The sequence below is a fragment of the Stappia sp. genome (genome assembly GCF_040110915.1).
Taxonomy (GTDB): domain Bacteria; phylum Pseudomonadota; class Alphaproteobacteria; order Rhizobiales; family Stappiaceae; genus Stappia.
On the sequence record NZ_CP157793.1, the window covers coordinates 272037 to 289867 of the forward strand.

A 17831-nucleotide genomic window follows, 5' to 3' on the forward strand; every position below is an offset into this window, starting at 1 on the left:
GCGTCGTCGCGCCGGAATGGCTTCGGTATCCGGCATCGGAGCGTCAGCGGTCGTCGGTCTCGAACTGAACGCCGAGCTGCGTGCCGGTGCGCCAGCGCACCACGGCCTGAACCTGGATGTCCTCGTTGACGATCCGAAGCTCGAAACGGTCGGGGATCTCCACCGTATTGGGGAGAATCAGAAGCGCGCCGTTTTCGGAGAGATTTCGAACCCGGCAGTCGTAGACGATGTTCTTCAGCCCCAGGACGATCCTGCCGCCCTTCAGGGTGCGGTGGCGTGGGCTTTCGCGCCGATCCCTGTCCGTCATCCCGCCGTCGTCCCGTTCCCGATGGTCCGTCTGCTTTTGCATAGCCGATTCTCCCCCGCGACTGGGGCCTGATTGCGCCCGCAAGAGGGTTTTTTCGGGTTACCTGGCGCCGCTGGAGCGGGCGCAGGCGATGCACAGCGTCGCCGCCGGATCGACGCCGAGACGCTTGTCCGCGATTTCCTCGCCGCAGGAGAGACAGTCGCCGTAGGTGTCCGCGTCGAGGCGGACGAGGGCGGCGGCGATGCGCGCGAGTTCGGCCACGCGGCTGCGCTCCGACGCCTGGGCCATGGCCTGACCCTGCAGGGCGTCCATGCGCGACAGCCGACCGACCGACTGCTGATCGAGCGCGACAGGGCGCTCAGGCTTTCCAGCTCCTGCTTGCGCGCGAGCAGCCGGGCGCGGGCTTCCTGGGGATCGATCACCGTTTCACCTCCGGCGGCCGGCGTTCTCCCGCGCCCCTCGGGCGGCTGGCGTCAGGGGCGGCGCGTCGCGTCCAAGGGTTTCACAGGCAAGGGAGGATCGCAATGCCGGGGCGGGCGGCGAAAACGCCGGCTTGACCGCGCCATGCGGGGCAGGCATTCCGGAGGCATGACCGGTTGCGCCGGCTGTGAGGGAGAGCCACGACCATGACCATGCTGATTGCCGGATTGATCCTGTTTGTCGGAATTCACGCCCTGCCGATGCGTCCCGCCCTGCGGGCCCCGTTGCGCCAGCGGCTCGGCGAACTGCCCTACAAGGCTGTCTTTTCCTTGATTTCGCTGATCGGCCTGGTGTTGATCGTGCAGGGCTACGGCGCGGCCCGCGCGGCCGGCCCGGCGCTCGTCTACAGCCCGCCCGTCTGGCTGTCGCATGTCACGCTCCTGCTGATGATCCCGGTCTTCATCCTGCTGGTCGCCGCCTATGCGCCAACCGGGCACATCAAGGCGAAGCTCAAGCACCCGATGGTCCTTGCGGTGAAGATCTGGGCCTTCGCCCATCTGCTGGCCAATGGCGACATCGCGTCGGTCGTCCTCTTCGGCGGCTTTCTCGCCTGGGGCATCGTCGACCGGATCTCCTTGAAGAAGCGCGGCGACATCGGCGGGGCTGCGGCGCTGCGGATTTCCTCGCGCGGCGATGTGATCGCGGTGGTCGCCGGTCTGGCGCTCTATGTCGTCTTTGCCTTCTATCTGCATGAATGGCTGTTCGGCGTGCCCGTGATCGCGTAAGGACAGGCTGCGCGCCCCGCCTCACTTGCGCCATGAAGGCACGCGAGGGAAACGGCCTGCCGGCGGGCGCGGCGGTGCACGCCGGCTCCGGCAACGGGCGTTTGCCAGTGCCGGGACGAATGGATAATGTGGCGCCGCGCGGCGCGGGTCGCGGGATGACAGGACGCGTGGCGAACGCCGCGTGATGAAAACGAGACAGCCGGGAAATCGCACTACATGTCGGACATTTTTCGCGAGGTCGACGAGGAAATCAGGCACGAGCGCTACAAGCGCCTGTGGGACCGGTTCGGCATCTATGTGATTGCGCTCGCCGTCGTGGTGGTCGCGGGCACCGCGGCCTACCGCGGCTGGATCTACTGGCGCGAGACCCAGGCCCAGGCCTCCGGCGACGTCTTCCTCGAGGCCGTGCGGCTCGCCGAGGAGGGCAACCACGCGGCGGCCGAGGGGCGTCTGGCGGAGTTGAGCGACGCGACGGGCGGATACCCGGCGCTGGCGCGGCTGCGCATGGCGGGTCTGAAGGCTGAGGCCGGCGACACGGCCGGAGCGCTTGCCGCCTTCGATGCCTTCGTCGCCGACAGCGGCGAGGACGATCTTCTGCGTGACGTCGCCCGGCTGCGCGCCGGATATCTCGCGCTGGAGACGAGCGATTACACCGGCGTCGCGGACCGCGTCGAGCCGCTGACGGGCGAGGACAACGCCTGGCGGTTCCTGGCGAGCGAAGTGCTGGCGCTGGCCGCCTGGAAGGCGGGCGACACGTCGGCGGCACGCCGCTGGACCGGAGCGATCCTGAACGGCGAGACCGCGCCGAGCGATGTGGTCGCGCGCGCCCGCACCCTTCAGGAGCTTCTCAACGCGGCCGAAGGCACGCCGGCGGACGAGGCGGATTCGTAATGACGGCACGGACATGGACCAACGCGCTGGTGATCGGCGCGGCGCTCGCGTTGAGCGGATGCGCGGCCGTTTCGGGCCTCAATCCCTTCAACCGCGAGGAAATTCTCCCCGGTGAGCGCGAGGCGCTGTTCGACAACGTCGATCCGGCGTCCGAGGCAACCGCGCGCAGCGCCCGCATCGGATCGGCCTCCGCCGTCGCGTGGCGACAGGGCGCGGGCAACGCGGCCAACAATCCCGGCAACGTCTCGGCCAATGTCACCGGCGCGCGCGCCTGGCGCGCCAGCGCGGGCGGCAGCGGCGGCGGCATGTTCTCCGGCAGCGTCCGCATCGCCGCGCGGCCCGTGTCGGCCGACGGCCGGATCTTCGTCTACAACCAGAACGGCGACGTGACGGCCCTGTCGACCAACGGCGGGCGACTGTGGCGCCGGTCCCTGCGCCCCGAGGGCGAGCGGGACGTCGCGTCGGGCGGCGGTGTCGCCGTCGATGGCGGTCGGGTCTTCGCCGCCACCGGCTACGGCCAGCTCGTCGCGCTCGACGCGGCCTCCGGCAGCGTGCTGTGGACGAAGGACATCGACGCTCCGGCGCGTCAGGCGCCGGCGGCGGCCGACGGCACGGTGTTCGCCGTCACCCAGACCGGCGACATCTACGCCATGGCGCAGGGCGACGGTGAACAGAAGTGGTCCTACACGGGGATCGCCGAAAGCAGCGGTCTGCTCGCCTTCGCCAACCCGGCGGTGGCCGGCGGCACGGTGATCGTGCCCTTCACCTCCGGCGAGGTCATGGCGCTCGACGTCAAGAGCGGCGAACCGAAGTGGATCGAGGGCGTGACGCGCTCCTACCGCACGCGTGCGGTCTCCGGTTTCTCCGATGTGTCCGCCAGCCCGGTGATCTCCGACGGCGTGGTCTATGCCTCCGGCGTGTCCGGGCGGGTCGTGGCCTCGCGCCTGTCGACCGGCGAGCGGCTCTGGAGCCAGGACGTGGGCTCGCTGCACACCCCGGTCGTGTCGGGCGACGCGCTGTTCCTCATCGACATCGAGGACCGGATGATCGCGCTCGACCGCAAGACCGGCGAGCCGCTGTGGCGCGCGGTCCTGCCCAATGTCGAGGGGCGGCGCAAGTCGCGCATCAACTGGGCCGGTCCGGTGCTCGCCAACGGCGTGCTGGTCGCCGTGTCGAGCGACGGCCGCCTCGTGCGGGTCGACGCCGCCTCGGGGCGCATTCTCGGCACCGCCAACACCTCGGAAGACATCTTCGTGACGCCGATCCTCGCCGGGGGACGGATGGTCACGATCACTTCGAAGGGCGACGTCGTCGCCTTCAACTGACGCGGCGCCGGTCCCGGCCCTGACGGCTGCCCCGGGTGGTCGCCCGGGGTCGTCCGGGGCCGGCCGGTCGTCCACGGGAACACCCTCGTGTCTGCAAAGATCGCCATCATCGGACGGCCCAATGTCGGCAAGTCCACGCTGTTCAATCGCCTGGTCGGCAAGCGCCTGGCGCTGGTCGACGACACGCCGGGCGTGACCCGCGACCGGCGCGCCGGCGACGCGCGGCTGGGCGATTTGCGCTTCACGATCCTCGACACGGCGGGGCTGGAGGAAGCCGCCGCGCGCACGCTGGAAGGGCGCATGCGCGCGCAGACGGAAGAGGCCATCGCCGAAGCCGATGCGGTTCTTTTCGTCGTGGACGCGCGTGCCGGCATCACCCCGAGCGACACGCATTTCGCCAATCTGCTGCGCAAGACCGACACGCCGGTGATCCTCGTCGCCAACAAGGCGGAGGGGCGGGCCGGCGAACCCGGGCTCTACGAGGCCTTCGGGCTCGGCTTCGGCGATCCGATCGCGCTGTCGGCCGAACACGGCGAGGGCCTTGCGGATCTCTATGACGCGCTGGCGCCCATTGTCGAGGCGGCGGGAGACGAGGGAGCGGCGCCGCTCGCCGAGGCCGTCACCGACATCGCCGTGGATGTGGACGCCGAGGGCGAGACCCCGGACGAGGCGGCGGCCGGATCGGCGCGCAAGCCGCTGCGGGTCGCCGTCGTCGGCCGGCCGAACGCCGGCAAGTCGACGCTCATCAACCGGCTGCTCGGAGAGGAACGGCTGCTCACCGGGCCGGAAGCCGGCATCACCCGCGATTCCATCTCCGTCGACTGGCTGTGGCGCGACAAGCACGTCAAGCTGTTCGACACCGCCGGCATCCGCCGCAAGGCGCGGGTGCAGGAGAAGCTCGAGAAGCTCTCCGTCGCCGATGCGCTGCGCGCCATCAAGTTCGCGGAAGTGGTGGTCGTCACGCTCGACGCGACCATGCCCTTCGAGAAGCAGGACCTGCAGATCATCGAACTCGTCGCCCGCGAGGGCCGGGCCCTGGTCATCGCCGTCAACAAGTGGGACCTGATCGAGGATCGCGCCGAGGCGATGCAGACCATCAGGGATGCGTCGGAGCGCTATTTCAACCAGATCCGCGGCGTCGAGATCGTGACGCTCTCCGGCCTGCACGGTCGCGGGCTCGACAAGCTGTTCGAGGCCGCCTTCCGCGCCTATGGGGTGTGGAACCGCCGCGTGTCGACCGCGCGGCTCAACCGCTGGCTCGACGGGGTGCTGGTGCATCATCCGCCGCCCGCCGTGGCCGGGCGCCGCGTCAAGCTGCGCTACATGACGCAGGCGAAGGCCCGCCCGCCGCATTTCATCGTCTTCTGCTCGCGCCCCGAGGCGCTGCCCGAAAGCTACACGCGCTATCTGGTGAACGGCCTGCGCGAGACCTTCGACATGCCGGGCACGCCGATCCGCCTGACCTACCGCAAGGGCGACAACCCCTACGAGGCCAAGGCGAAGAAGCGGAAGATCCAGTAGCGCAAGATCATTTGCTCGCGCCGCGTCAGCCGGCGAGCGGCGTTAGCCGACGATCACGATGTGCAGCGCGCGGGGTCCGTGGGCGCCCAAGAGCAGCGTCTGCTCGATGTCGGCGGAGCGCGACGGTCCGGTGATCATGTTCACCGTGCGCGGCATGACGCCCTTGCCGTAGGTGTCCCGCACCCGCTCCCAGACGCTTTCGTAGTCGCCGGCGACGTCGCCTGCCTCCAGCACCACGATGTGGTGTTCGGGCAGGAAGTTGAGCGTGGTGGGATTGTCCGGCCCCGAGGTCAGGACCAGCGTGCCGGTTTCCGCCACGCCGCCGAGCGCATGCGAGACGGTGGCGAGATCGCTGCCCTCGGCCGCGCCGGAGCGGATGACGAGATGGGCTTGGCCGTCCCAGGGCAGGGCGGCGAGCCGGGGATCGCTCCCCATGCGGATCTCGGGCGGCAGGTTCTTCGATTTCAGATAGGCGCTGACGGCGGCCGGAACGTCCTCACCCGAGGCGACGCGATCCACGCTGGCCTGCACGCTTTCGGCCATCTGCCGGAAGAGATCGACGCGCGCAGCGGGATCGAGCCGGCCGCGCTCCGGGATGAGCCCGCGCGGCGCGCGCTGCAGCCGGTCGGCGACGGCGGCGCGCCGCGCCGTGTCGTCGGCCTTGCGGCCCATGGCGCTGCGCATCTTGGCGAGAATGGCGGTGCGGGCGTCGCTCATGCCGCGTTTCTCCGTTTCGCCCATTGGGCCTGGAAGGTCTCGCCCTCCGGTGCCGGCAGGTCGCGGTACTTCGTCCAGCCGCCGGCGAGCGGCAGCGCGGCGAAGCGCCCCTTCGCGCGCCCCAGGCGGCCGAGCACCCCCATCGCCAGCCGGGTGGCGGCCTGATAGAGCGCTGGCCGCTTGGCGAAAAACGCCCAGAGCCCAAGCCCGGTGCGCGCCGTCGCCGGCGTGAGATTGCGGGAAAACTCCCGCTCGCGCCAATGGCGCATCATCTTCGGCAGGGGAATGCGCATCGGGCACACGCTTTCGCAGCGCCCGCAGAAGGTCGAGGCGTTGGGCAGATGGCCCGACTGGTCGACGCCGACCAGCGACGGGGTGAGCACCGCGCCCATCGGGCCCGGATAGACCCAGCCGTAGGCATGGCCGCCGACCGCGTGATAGACCGGGCAATGGTTCATGCAAGCGCCGCAGCGGATGCAGCGCAGCATGTCCTGAAACTCGGTGCCGAGCATGGCGGAACGCCCGTTGTCGAGCAGCACGACGTGATAATCCTCCGGCCCGTCCGGGTCCTCCGCGCGGCGCGGACCGGTGGAGAAGGTCGTGTAGACCGACATGTCCTGCCCGGTCGCCGAGCGCGCCAGCACGCGCAGGATCTGCGACACGTCCTCCAGCGTCGGCACGATCTTCTCGATCGAGGCGACGACGACATGGGTCTTCGGCAGGATCTGGGTGAGATCGCCGTTGCCCTCGTTGGTGACGATGACGGAGGTGCCGGTCTCCGCGATCAGGAAATTCGCGCCCGTGATGCCGATGTCGGCCTGAAAGTATTTCTCGCGCAGGACGGAGCGCGCCTCGCCCAGCAGCGTGGTCGGCTCCTCCAGATTGCGCGCCGGATCGAGATGCGTATGCACCCGGCGGAAATCCGATTCGACCTGGTCCTTGTTGACGTGCACGGCCGGGGCGATGATGTGGCTTGGATGCTCGCCGCGCAGCTGGATGATGTATTCGCCGAGATCCGTCTCCACCGGCGTGACGGAATGCTCCTCCAGGAAGTCGTTGAGCCCGATCTCCTCGGTGATCATCGACTTGCCCTTGGTGACGGTGCGCGCGTTCTTCTCGCGGCACAGCTCGAGGATGATGCGCCGCGCGTCCTCCGCCGTTTCCGCCCAGTGCACTGTGCCGCCGGCGGCTTCCACCTTTTCCGCGTAGATCTCGAGATAGAGGTCGAGATGGGCGAGCACGTGATCCTTGATGTCGCGGGCGTTGTCGCGCAGCGCGTCGAACTCCGGCAGCCCGGCGGCGGCCTTGGCGCGCTTGCCGATGAAGCCGGAGCGCACGTTGCCAAGCGCGCGCTGCAGCATGGCGTCGTCCAGCGCGGCGCGCGCATTGTCCTTGAAGACCGGCGAGGTGATCTGCATGTCCCTGCTCCCTCGAGCCCGTTGACTGTCGTCGCGCGCTAGCCGCCGCGCGTCCCCTCGCCGATGGCGGGGTGGTCGGTCATGCCGGCGAGCACCTCGGCCACGTGGCGCGCCTCGATCGGCTTGCCCTCGCGCTTGAGCTTGCCGGCCATGTTCATCAGGCAGCCGAGATCGCCGGCCAGCAGCACCTCCGCGCCGCTTTCGGCGATCGTCGCCGTCTTCTCGCCAACGATCTTGTTGGAGATGTCGGGATATTTGACGCAGAAGGTGCCGCCGAAGCCGCAGCACACGTCGGCGTCGCGCATTTCCTTCAGCTCCAGCCCCGCGACGGAGGCGAGCAGCTTGCGCGGCTGGGCCTGGATGCCGAGTTCGCGCAGGCCCGAGCAACTGTCGTGATAGGTCACCGGACGGTCGAACCGCGCCTCGACGCCGGTGACGCCGAGCACGTCGGTGAGAAAGCTCACCAGCTCGAACACACGGGCGGAAAAGGCCTCGGCCCGGGCCGTCGCGTCCGCGTCCCCGTCGAAGAGCTCGGCGTAATGCTTCTTGAGCATGCCGGCGCAGGAGCCCGAGGGCGCGACGATATAGTCGTAGCCCTCGAAGGCACGGATCACGGCGGCGGCGATGTCGCGCGCATCCTTGCGGTCGCCGGAGTTGAAGGCCGGTTGGCCGCAGCAGGTCTGGGCCGCCGGCACCTCGACGATGCAGCCGGCATCCTCCATCAGCTTCACCGCCGCGAAGCCGACGCTCGGGCGAAACAGGTCCACGAGGCAGGTGACGAAAAGCCCGACACGCGGGCGAACCGCGGAGGCGGCGGACGGATCGGCTTGCGAGGGCGCGCCGGCCGGCGCGGATGCGGTCATGGGGTCGGGACTTCCTCTGTCGGACGGCGGGCGGTGCGCCGTCGCTTGCTGTCTTCCTGCTTCTGGTCGATGCGCTGCTCGAGCCGCATTTCGGAGACGTGATTCCAGGTGCCGGTGCGCGCCACCTCATGCACGACCTGCTCGACATAGTCGATATGCGCGACCGCCGCGTCGGCGGCCGCCTGGGCGTCGGCGCGCATCACCGCATCGTAGATGGCGCGGTGCTGCTCGAGCAAGCGCTCGCGCGAGCCGGGATAGCGATAGAGCTGTGCGCGATTGTAGAAAACGCCGTCGGCGAGCAGCCGGTAGCACGAGCGCAGCGTGTGCAGCAGCACGATGTTATGCGCGCTTTCGCCGATCGCCTGATGGAACTCCACGTCGAGCTCGGCTTCCTCGGCGAAATCCTCCTGCTCGTGCGCCTTCTCCATCGCCTCGAAGAGGTCGCGGATGATCTCCCGGTCGGCCTCCGTCGCGCGGTTGGCGGCGAAGCGGGCGGTGGTGCGCTCGATCTCGCGGCGGTACTCCAGATAGTCGGCGATGGCGGGCGGATGGCGGCGGACCAACTCGACGACGGCCTCGGAAAACACGGTGCCGATCACGTCGGCGACATAGGTGCCGCCGCCATGCCGGGTGGCGAGCAATCCGCGCTCCTCCAGCGTCTTGAGGGCATTGCGCAGGATCGGGCGCGACACGTCCACCTTCTTGGCCAGCTCGCGCTCCGAGGGCAACCGCTCGCCCGGACGCAGCACCCCTTGCAGGATCAGCTCTTCCACCTGATCGACAACCGCGTCCGCCGTGCGATTGTGCTGAATCTTCCGGAAAATCATCGTGCCGCTCGAGCGTTCTTCATTGCAATGCAACAAAATTCTGTTGCATTGCAGTATAGTTTGACCCGTTCTTGTCGATATCGGTCAATCTATTCTGTGTTGCTTTGAGTGGTCAATATTGTTATCCAATTAATGTCAGGCGGTTGTCCGGTTGGGAGGCCGGCGCCGGTGACCGGAGTTTCCGGGTGTTTCCGCGGTCTTTCCGGCGTGCCTTCAGGAGGGGAACGCAACGGAAGGGAAGGGGCCCCGGCTTCGACTGACGGTTCGGGCCCGTGCAGGCGCGCGGGGCTGGACCATGGGTGCGCGCAGGCGCGGACCCGGGGGGCGGTCGGTGTTCGACGCACGGCCGTCAGACCTGAAATGGCAGGACTGACTTTGGGAGGAGAGGTCCAGTGAAGAAACTTGCTTCAGCACTTGCCGTATCGGCATCGCTTGCCGTCGCGTCGCCCGCGATGGCCATCGACAATCTCAACTGGGACATGCAGTCGACCTATCCGGGCTCGCTGACGCAGCTCGGCACGCTCGGCAAGGTCCTGTCGGAGCGCCTGAACGCGGTCTCCGGCGGCGCCATCAACCTGACGTTCCACGAGCCCGGCGCCATCGTGCCGGCGCTGGAAACCTTCGACGCCGTGGCGTCGGGCGCGGTGCAGGCCGGCTGGTCGACGCCGGGCTACTGGACGGGCAAGGATTCCTCGCTCGCGCTCTTCGCGGCGGTGCCCTTCGGTCCGCGCGCGTCCGAATACATCGCCTGGATGAAGTTCGGCGGCGGGCAGGAGCTGTTCGACGAGATCTACGCGCAATACGGCATCAAGTCGCTGGCCTGCGGCGTGATCGCGCCGGAGGCGTCGGGCTGGTTCCGCAACGAGATCACCTCGGCCGACGACCTCAAGGGCCTGAAGATGCGCTTCTTCGGTCTCGGTGCGAAGGTCATGCAGAAGCTCGGCGTGTCGACGCAGCTGCTCGCCGGCGGCGACATCTTCCCCGCGCTCGAGCTCGGCACCATCGACGCCACCGAGTTCTCCATGCCGGCGATCGACCTGAAGCTCGGCTTCTATCAGGTCGCCAAATACTACTACTTCCCGGGCTGGCACCAGCAGTCGACGATCTTCGACCTGATGCTCAACAAGGACGAGTGGGACGCGCTCGACGAGCAGACCAAGGCGGTGTTCGAGACCGTGTGCGACGCCCAGATCACCTACGGCATCGCCGAGGGCGAGGCGATCCAGCCGGCCGCGCTCGCCGAGCTGCAGGAAAAGGGCGTGAACATCAAGTCCTGGGATCCCGCGATCCTGGATACGCTGCGGTCCGCGTGGGACGAGGTGGTCGAGGAAGAAAAGGCCGCCAACCCGAACTTCGCCCGCGCCTGGGAGTCGCTGAGCAACTTCCGCGAGCAGTACAAGATCTGGTCGGAACTCGGGTACCTCCAGTAATCCGATAGCCGCGACGCCGGTCGCGCCGGGGAGATCTCCGGCGCGACCTCTTTGCGTGCGAAGGCCGTGTGCCTGACGGGCCGTTTCGGCCGTGCCCCGGTTCCGCGCCCGGCCGGCGCGGGCGGGTCGTCCGGAGGCTGCCCTCGCGCGGGGACGGACAGGCTGCGCCGCTTCCTTCGGGAGCCAGTCGTTCGGAAAAAGGTGCGTTCCTCATGCCACTCTTGCTTTGTCTGGCCGGTATCGCCTTGTCGATACTCGCGCTTTTCGGCCTCGGCATTCCAGCCTACGTGCTGTGCGCCGTGGGCTTCATCCTGTGCGTGATCGGCGGGCTGATGCGCGCCCGCCTGTCGCTGGCGCTTGCCGGGATGGTGTTCGCCGCCTTCGTCTTCGCGATCACGCCGGACGGGTTTTCCGCGATCCTGGAGATGATGGACGTCAACCCGCGGGGCTTCTTCAGGGTCTATGACGGGGCCTCCGGCTTCATCGGCGCGCTGCTCATTCTCGCCCTGACGCTGCTGATGGTCCGACGTCATGCGCCCGCCTCCTTCGAGACGATGCTCGGCGCCTCGGACGACATCGACCGGATCGTGGTCGGCGTCGGCAAGATCGCGGCCTGGCTTTTCATTCCGATGATGATCGTCATCTTCTACGATGTGTCGCAGCGCAAGATGCTCGACTTCGACAACAACATCATCGACTCGGCCTTCTACTTCGACTCTACCAAGCTTCAGGAGCTGCAATGGCACCTGCATTCGGTGCTGTTCCTGCTGTGCCTGGGCTTTGCCTATCGTTACGACGCCCATGTGCGCATCGAGCTCGTCCGCGACCGCATGAAACCGCGCACCCGGGTCTGGATGGAGTTCGCCGGCATCGTCGCGTTCCTGTTGACCTACTGCTACCTGATCGTCGAATTCGGCTGGGTCTTCGCCTCGAAGTCCTACGAGATCGGCGAGGTGTCGGCCGCGCAGACCGGCCTGAGCCACCGCTGGGTCGTCAAGTCCATGCTCCCGATCGGCTTCGCCTTCCTGTTCGCCGCAGGGCTTTCCGCCGCCTTCCGCTGCGCCGTGTTCCTGTTCGGGCCGGCGCATCTGCAGGCGGAATCCGGGGATTACGCGGGCACGCATCACGCCGACCTTCCGGAGGACGTGGCCTCCAAGGGTCCGATAACGGATTGATCGGGAGACGCTGCAATGACTTTCGTGGAACTTCTTCCGATCTTCATGTTCATCGCGCTCGGGATGCTGCTGTTCACCGGCTTTCCCGTGGCCTTCATCCTCGGCGGCATCGGCCTCGGCTTCGCCTTCCTGGCGCAGGAACTCGGCGCCTTCAACGTGGCCCGCCTCGTCATCATTCCGAACCGGATCTTCGGCAGCACCATGGAAAACCCGGTGCTGGTGGCGATCCCGATGTTCATCTTCATGGGAACGATGCTTGAGAAATCCGGCGTCGCCAAGGACCTGCTTCACTGTCTGCAGGTGCTCACCCGCCGCGTGCCGGGCGGGCTTGCGCTGTCGGTGACCCTGATGGGCACGATCATGGCCGCGACCACGGGCATCATCGGCGCCTCGGTGGTGATGATCACGCTGCTCGCGCTGCCGGTGATGATGGAGCGCAACTACAACATCCCGCTCGCCACCGGAACGATCGCCTCGTCCGGCACGCTCGGCATCCTCATTCCGCCATCGATCATGCTGGTGATCATGTCGGATCTGATGTCGATCCCGGTCGGCACGGTGTTCATCGCCGCGATCATTCCGGGTCTGGTGCTGGCCGCGCTTTATGCGCTCTACATTCTGGTGCTGTGCCGGTGGAAGCCGCATCTGGCACCGCCCTTGCCCGACGACATCGGTCCGACAACCCGGGGCGAATTCTGGACGATGATCTTCAAGAGCTTCGTGCCGCCGGTGTTCCTGATCGTCGTGGTGCTGGGCTCGATCTTCGGCGGTATCGCCACGCCGACCGAGGCCGCCGGCGTCGGCGCGGTGGGGGCCACGGTGCTCGCGATCCTCAATCGCAAGCTGAGCCTCCAGGTTCTGACCGACGTGTGCCACCGCTCGGCGCTGACGGCGGCCATGCTGTTCGGCATCTTCCTCGGCGCGACGTGCTTTTCGCTGGTCTTCCGCTGGCTTGGCGGCGAACACCTGATCGACGAGTTCATCGCCTGGGCCGGCGTCGGGCCGTGGGGCATCCTGTTCGTGCTGATGGGCATGATCTTCTTCCTCGGCTTCTTCTTCGACTGGATCGAGATCACGCTCATCGTGCTGCCCGTGTTCGGCCCCGTGGTCGCCGGGCTCGACTTCGGCGATCATCTGGCCGGCTTCGAGGGCGTCGGGGAGGTGGCGCTGATCTGGTTCACCATTCTGGTCTCGACCAATTTGCAAACATCCTTCCTCACGCCACCCTTCGGCTTCGCCCTGTTCTACATGAAGGGCGTGGCGCCGCCGGAGGTGAGCATCCAGCAGATCTACAAGGGCATCATCCCCTTCGTCCTGCTGCAGCTCATCGGCCTGGGCCTGTGCATCCTGTTCCCCGGGATCGTCCTGTGGCTCCCTAACGCATTGCTTTAGGGCCGCGTGCGTGAGCTAGTATCGAAACAGGCGCAAGGCCGGTCGACCGCCGGCCTTCGTCGTTTTTGCGGTGCAGGCAGACGAGGCGGGCGAAAACCATGGCGGATGAAGCGGAAACGGGCGGACGGGTCGACGGGCTGCCGGCGTTCGAGGGGCATCCGGCGCGCGCGCTGGTGCTCGGCGAGGTGCATGCCCGCCCTTTTCATCCCCTGTCCGGCGCCCGGGTCTTCCTGCGCTACGGCTTCATCGTGGACGCATCCGCCGTCGAGGCCGATCGCGACTGGTTCGCCGGTTACTGCCAGTCGGTGGGCGTTCAGGGGCCGGGCAGGGCGTCGCGGCACCACATGGTGCAGATCGGCGACAGCATCCTGCGGCGCGAGCGTCACGGCGAATTCATCACCTATTCCTGGGACGGGCCGCTGGACGAATCCGACGATGTGGACGCGGCGCCGCGCGGGCATCCCTTCGGCGCGCGTTTTCGGGCGCCGGGACCGCTGATGGTTGCGGTGCGCTGCGATTTCGTCAGCGCGAAGGGACCGTATTTCGCACGTCAGTTCGAGCGTTTCGAGCAGGCGAGCCTGTCCGCCTCGCAGGTGGATCAGGGCGCGGCGATCATCGCCACCGACTTCCGGCAGGACCGGGACGGCCTGACGCGCATCCTGGTGGGCGACCAGTCGCTCAGTCAGGTCCAGGCCGGCGCGCTGACGCAGCGGCTGATCGAGCTGGAGACCTATCGCACGCTCGCCATGCTGGGCCTGACCGAGGCACACCGTCAGGCGCCCAAGGTCGGCGAGATCGAGGATGGGCTGCTGGCGATCACCGAACGCATGCGCACCAGCGAGGGGTTGACCGCCAACCGGCAACTGCTCGACGAACTGACCCGGCTGGCCGCCGATCTGGAGGCGGGGGCGGCCGCGAGTGCCTATCGCTTTGGCGCGAGCCGGGCCTATTACCTGATCGTCAAGCAGCGGCTGGAGGTGCTCGACGAGCAGTTCCACGAGGGCCATTTCACCTTCACGCAGTTCCTGACGCGGCGGCTCGCGCCCGCCATGCGCACCTGCGAGACCATCGAGGAGCGTCAGGCGAACCTGTCGCGCAAGCTGGCGCGTGCCGCCACCTTGTTGCGCACCCGCGTCGATGTGGAATTGCAGGAGCAGAACCGCGGCCAACTGGCCGCGATGAACCGGCGCGCGCGGCTGCAGCTGCGCCTGCAGCAAACGGTCGAGGGCCTGTCGGTGGCCGCCGTCAGCTATTATGTGGTCGGGTTGTTCGCCTATCTCGCCAAGGCGCTCACGGATACGCCCGTCGGGCCGTACCTGCCGTCGCAGGGGGTGTTGACCGGCCTCGCCGTTCCGGTGGTGCTGGCCTCGGTCTTCCTGCTCGTGCGCCGCATCCGCCGACACCATGACGACCGCGAGGGTGCGGAGTGATTCACGACCACAACCGCAAACAGGTGAGGGCGATCGAACGCAAAAGGGCCGGACACATGTCCGGCCCTTTCTTCGGCAATTGCGGCGCCGATATCTTCAGCCCCGTCAGGGGGCGGGCGTCAGTTGGTGCTGCCGTCTTCGTTGAACTGCGAGAGATAGGCGATCACGTCGGCGCGCTCTTCTTCCTTGCGCAGACCGGCGAAGGCCATCTTGCCCTTCGGGATCACGTCCTTCGGGTTGGTGAGATAGGCGTCGAGCGTCTCGTTGTCCCAGACGCGACCCTCTTCCTTGCCCTCGAGAAGGGCCTTGGAATAGCGGTAGTCCTCGACGTGACCCCACGAGTTGCCAACGACGCCGTTCAGCACCGGGCCGACACGGTTCTTCGCGTCGTCGCCGACCATGTGGCAGGCCTGGCACTTGCGGAACACCTTCTCGCCGGCCGCCGGGTCGCCTTCGGCATAGGCGCTCGCGCTCATCGCCAGGACGGCGGCACCGGCAAGCAACATCAGTTGTTTCATGAACTTGTCTCCCGAGACTTTCGTGTGCAACAGGATGGACCGTATGTGCCCGATCGCCTGTCTTCAAGCATCACGGACACTAGCACGATCCGGCGCGACGTCACCCCTCGCGGGCGTTTTGTCGCAAGTGTTTCCCGCCATCCAGGGACGTTACCCTCCTCATTCGGCCGCCGCCGCGGTGACCGTCTGGGGGCGCAGCCACTCGTCGAGACCGCGATCCCAATAGGGCGCGGGACCGTAGAGCTTGGCGAGAAAATCGATAAAGACCCGCACCTTGGCCGGCAGGAAGCGCCGGCTGGGGTAGACGGCATGCAGGCCGACGTCCTTGGTGGCGCGATAGTCCGGAAGGACGATGCGCAGCTTGCCTTCGCGCAACTCCGGCCCCACGTCCCAGGTGGAGCGCAAAGCGACGCCGAGACCGGCAAGCAGCGCCTCGCGCACCACCTCGTTGGAATTGGTGCGGATCGGACCGCCGGTGCGGACCAGCTCGCTGCCGTTGGGTCCGGCCAGGCGCCAGATGTCCTGCTGGGTGGTGGCAAGGCAGGCGTGGTTTGCCTGCAGATCCTCGATCGAGGCGGGCGCGCCGCAGCGGTTCAGATAGGAAGGCGCCGCGCACAACACCCGGTGCACGGGGGCGAGACGGCGGGCGACGAGGCTGGAATCCTCGAGCTCCGCGATCCGGATCGCCAGATCGTAGCCCTCGCCGACGATGTCGATCATTTCGTCGCTGAGATCGAGATTGACGGAGAGATCGGGGTTGTCGGCCAGGAAGGAGGCGAGATGCGGCGCGATGTGCATGCGGCCGAAGGACGTCGGCGCGCTGACCTTCAAGGTGCCGCGAGCCATCGCGGAGCGGCGCGTCACGAAGGCTTCCGCCTCCTCCACCGAGGCAAGGATCGCCACGACCCGCTTGTAGTAGCCCTGCCCGGCTTCGGTCAGCGCGAGCTGGCGCGTCGTGCGTTGCAGCAGGCGGGTGCCGAGCCGGTCCTCGAGACGTCGGAGACGTTTCGAGACCACGGCCGGAGACAGACCCATTTCGCGCCCCGCCGCCGACATGCTGCCGGCTCCAACCACCCGCGCGAAGATTTCCATGTCCGGAAAGCTGCTCATTTTCAACGCACCAGAATTGGTTCTTGTCTGCCTTCAACGATTTATGACCCAGCGTCGGTCTGCCAAGATTGGTCGCGCTCGAGTGAGCGCGTCAGGCTGTTTGCGCGGGTCAGCACGTCTCGACCTTATTGTACGCGCACAAAATCGAGGCGGATTGCATTTCGCAGAGGCAAAACCGCATCAGGGAGGATCGTCCGATGACTGGGATCGCCATGCCGAAGCCGGATGGGGATGTGCTCGCCCGCCGCGCCGAGATCGTGCGGGCCCTGCGCGCGCTGGTTCCGGGCGAGGGCGTCATCGACGCCGAGGTGGAAATGCGCGCCTATGAGACCGACGCGCTGACCGCCTACCGCCAGCTTCCGCTGGTCGTGGTGCTGCCCGAAACGGTCGAGCAGGTCGCCGCCGTGCTGCGCTACTGCCACGAAAACGAGGTCAAGGTCGTGCCGCGCGGGGCGGGGACTTCGCTGTCGGGCGGGGCGTTGCCCGTGGGCGACGGCGTGCTGCTGTCGATGATGAAGTTCAACCAGGTGCTCGACATCGACCCGGACAATCGCGCCGTCGTGGTGCAGCCCGGCGTCACCAATCTGGGCATCACCCGTGCGGTGGAACATCTCGGCTTCTACTACGCACCCGATCCCTCGTCGCAGATCGCCTGTTCCATCGGCGGCAACATCGCGGAAAACTCCGGCGGCGTGCATTGCCTGAAGTACGGTCTCACGACCAACAACGTGCTCGGCCTGGAGATGGTGCTGGTCACCGGCGAGGTGATCCGGCTGGGCGGCAAGCATCTCGACAGCGAGGGCTACGACCTGCTCGCCCTGATGACCGGGTCGGAAGGCTTGCTCGGCGTCGTGACCGAGGTGACGGTGCGTATCCTGCAGAAGCCGGAGACCGCGCGCGCCGCGCTGATCGGGTTTCCGACCAGCGAGGACGGCGGCCAGTGCGTCGCCGACATCATCGGCGCCGGCATCATTCCCGGCGGCATGGAGATGATGGACGAACTGGCGATCAACGCGGCGGAGGATTTCGTCGACGCGGGCTATCCGCGCGAGGCCGGCGCACTGCTGATCGTGGAACTGGACGGACCCGAGGCCGAGGTCGACCATCTGCTCGGCGAGGTCGAGGCGATCGCCCGACGCAACAAGGCGACGTCGCTGCGGGTCTCCACCAGCGAGGAGGAGCGGCTGACCTTCTGGGCGGGACGCAAGGCGGCCTTCCCGGCGGTGGGCCGCATTTCGCCGGATTATCTGTGCATGGACGGCACGATCCCGCGCAAGGCGCTTCCCGACGTTCTCACCCGCATGCGTGCGCTGGGCGAAAAGCATGGCCTGCGCTGCGCCAATGTGTTCCATGCCGGCGACGGCAACCTGCATCCGCTGATCCTCTACGACGCCAACCAGCCCGGCCAGCTCGAAGCGGCGGAAGCCTTCGGCGCCGATATCCTGACGCTCTGTGTGGAATTCGGCGGCGTGCTGACCGGCGAACACGGGGTCGGCATCGAAAAGCGCGATCTCATGCCGGAGATGTTCACCGAGGACGACCTCAAGCAGCAGCAGCGCGTCAAATGCGCCTTCGACCCCAAGCAGTTGCTCAATCCGGGCAAGGTGTTTCCGGTCCTGCACCGCTGCGCCGAACTGGGCCGCATGCATGTGCACAAGGGACAGCTTCCCTTTCCCGACATTCCGCGCTTCTGAGGGGCTTT

General features: G+C 67.4%; 17 protein-coding genes. 9 read left to right on the top strand and 8 right to left on the bottom strand.

Features of this window, described 5'->3' with window-relative positions; genetic code table 11:
• Positions 1–43: 43 nt before the first annotated feature.
• A complete protein-coding gene (locus tag ABL312_RS01220; protein WP_349359556.1) occupies positions 44–307 on the bottom strand; it encodes a PilZ domain-containing protein in 264 nt (87 codons plus the stop codon).
• A gap of 99 nt (positions 308–406) precedes the next feature.
• Complete coding sequence (locus ABL312_RS01225; RefSeq protein ID WP_349359557.1) at positions 407–619, bottom strand: TraR/DksA C4-type zinc finger protein; 213 nt, start codon at positions 617–619, stop codon at positions 407–409.
• Positions 620–933: 314 nt separating this feature from the next.
• Here ABL312_RS01225 and ABL312_RS01230 point away from each other — a divergent pair, with 314 nt between their 5' ends.
• From ABL312_RS01230 to der, 4 genes are all read left to right on the top strand, one after another.
• Positions 934–1512, top strand: coding sequence for an NnrU family protein (locus ABL312_RS01230; RefSeq protein WP_349359558.1), 579 nt, complete (start codon positions 934–936; stop codon positions 1510–1512).
• A gap of 216 nt (positions 1513–1728) precedes the next feature.
• The gene (locus ABL312_RS01235; protein ID WP_349359559.1) at positions 1729–2403 is read left to right on the top strand and encodes a tetratricopeptide repeat protein; all 675 of its coding nucleotides are present in this window, start codon (positions 1729–1731) and stop codon (positions 2401–2403) included.
• A complete protein-coding gene (locus tag ABL312_RS01240; protein ID WP_349359560.1) occupies positions 2403–3728 on the top strand; it encodes a PQQ-binding-like beta-propeller repeat protein in 1326 nt (441 codons plus the stop codon). The genes ABL312_RS01235 and ABL312_RS01240 overlap by 1 nt, the downstream gene beginning before the upstream one ends.
• 87 nt (positions 3729–3815) lie before the next feature.
• The gene (gene der / locus ABL312_RS01245; RefSeq protein WP_349359561.1) at positions 3816–5249 is read left to right on the top strand and encodes a ribosome biogenesis GTPase Der; all 1434 of its coding nucleotides are present in this window, start codon (positions 3816–3818) and stop codon (positions 5247–5249) included.
• Between the two features lie 42 nt (positions 5250–5291).
• Here der and ABL312_RS01250 read toward each other — a convergent pair whose 3' ends face one another.
• From ABL312_RS01250 to ABL312_RS01265, 4 genes are read right to left on the bottom strand one after another with little or no spacing between them, the layout of a single operon-like run.
• Entirely contained in the window at positions 5292–5966 is a 675-nt protein-coding gene (locus ABL312_RS01250) for a lactate utilization protein (protein ID WP_349359562.1), read from the bottom strand.
• Positions 5963–7384, bottom strand: coding sequence for a LutB/LldF family L-lactate oxidation iron-sulfur protein (locus ABL312_RS01255; protein WP_349359563.1), 1422 nt, complete (start codon positions 7382–7384; stop codon positions 5963–5965). The genes ABL312_RS01250 and ABL312_RS01255 overlap by 4 nt, the downstream gene beginning before the upstream one ends.
• 38 nt (positions 7385–7422) lie before the next feature.
• Positions 7423–8247 carry a (Fe-S)-binding protein gene (locus ABL312_RS01260; RefSeq protein ID WP_349359564.1) on the bottom strand — a complete coding sequence of 275 codons (825 nt, stop codon included), beginning with the start codon at positions 8245–8247 and terminating at the stop codon, positions 7423–7425.
• Positions 8244–9074 (bottom strand): FCD domain-containing protein, encoded by an 831-nt coding sequence (locus ABL312_RS01265; protein WP_349359565.1) that lies wholly within the window; start codon positions 9072–9074, stop codon positions 8244–8246. The genes ABL312_RS01260 and ABL312_RS01265 overlap by 4 nt, the downstream gene beginning before the upstream one ends.
• Before the next feature lie 392 nt (positions 9075–9466).
• Between ABL312_RS01265 and ABL312_RS01270 the strand changes: the two genes are divergently transcribed.
• The 4 genes from ABL312_RS01270 (at position 9467) to ABL312_RS01285 (ending at position 14501) form a co-directional block, all read left to right on the top strand.
• Complete coding sequence (locus ABL312_RS01270) at positions 9467–10504, top strand: TRAP transporter substrate-binding protein (RefSeq protein WP_349359566.1); 1038 nt, start codon at positions 9467–9469, stop codon at positions 10502–10504.
• Positions 10505–10716: 212 nt separating this feature from the next.
• Positions 10717–11679, top strand: a complete 963-nt coding sequence (locus tag ABL312_RS01275) for a TRAP transporter small permease subunit (RefSeq protein ID WP_349359567.1) — start codon at positions 10717–10719, stop codon at positions 11677–11679.
• A gap of 15 nt (positions 11680–11694) precedes the next feature.
• Positions 11695–13071 carry a TRAP transporter large permease subunit gene (locus tag ABL312_RS01280; RefSeq protein ID WP_349359568.1) on the top strand — a complete coding sequence of 459 codons (1377 nt, stop codon included), beginning with the start codon at positions 11695–11697 and terminating at the stop codon, positions 13069–13071.
• Positions 13072–13169: 98 nt separating this feature from the next.
• Positions 13170–14501: a DUF3422 domain-containing protein gene (locus ABL312_RS01285; protein WP_349359569.1), complete on the top strand. Its 1332-nt coding sequence runs from the start codon at positions 13170–13172 to the stop codon at positions 14499–14501.
• A 119-nt stretch (positions 14502–14620) separates the two neighbouring features.
• Here ABL312_RS01285 and ABL312_RS01290 read toward each other — a convergent pair whose 3' ends face one another.
• The gene (locus ABL312_RS01290; RefSeq protein ID WP_349359570.1) at positions 14621–15019 is read right to left on the bottom strand and encodes a cytochrome c family protein; all 399 of its coding nucleotides are present in this window, start codon (positions 15017–15019) and stop codon (positions 14621–14623) included.
• Between the two features lie 159 nt (positions 15020–15178).
• The gene (locus ABL312_RS01295) at positions 15179–16129 is read right to left on the bottom strand and encodes a LysR family transcriptional regulator (RefSeq protein ID WP_349359571.1); all 951 of its coding nucleotides are present in this window, start codon (positions 16127–16129) and stop codon (positions 15179–15181) included.
• Between the two features lie 197 nt (positions 16130–16326).
• Here ABL312_RS01295 and ABL312_RS01300 point away from each other — a divergent pair, with 197 nt between their 5' ends.
• A complete protein-coding gene (locus tag ABL312_RS01300) occupies positions 16327–17823 on the top strand; it encodes an FAD-linked oxidase C-terminal domain-containing protein (protein WP_349359572.1) in 1497 nt (498 codons plus the stop codon).
• The last annotated feature ends 8 nt before the right edge of the window (positions 17824–17831 follow it).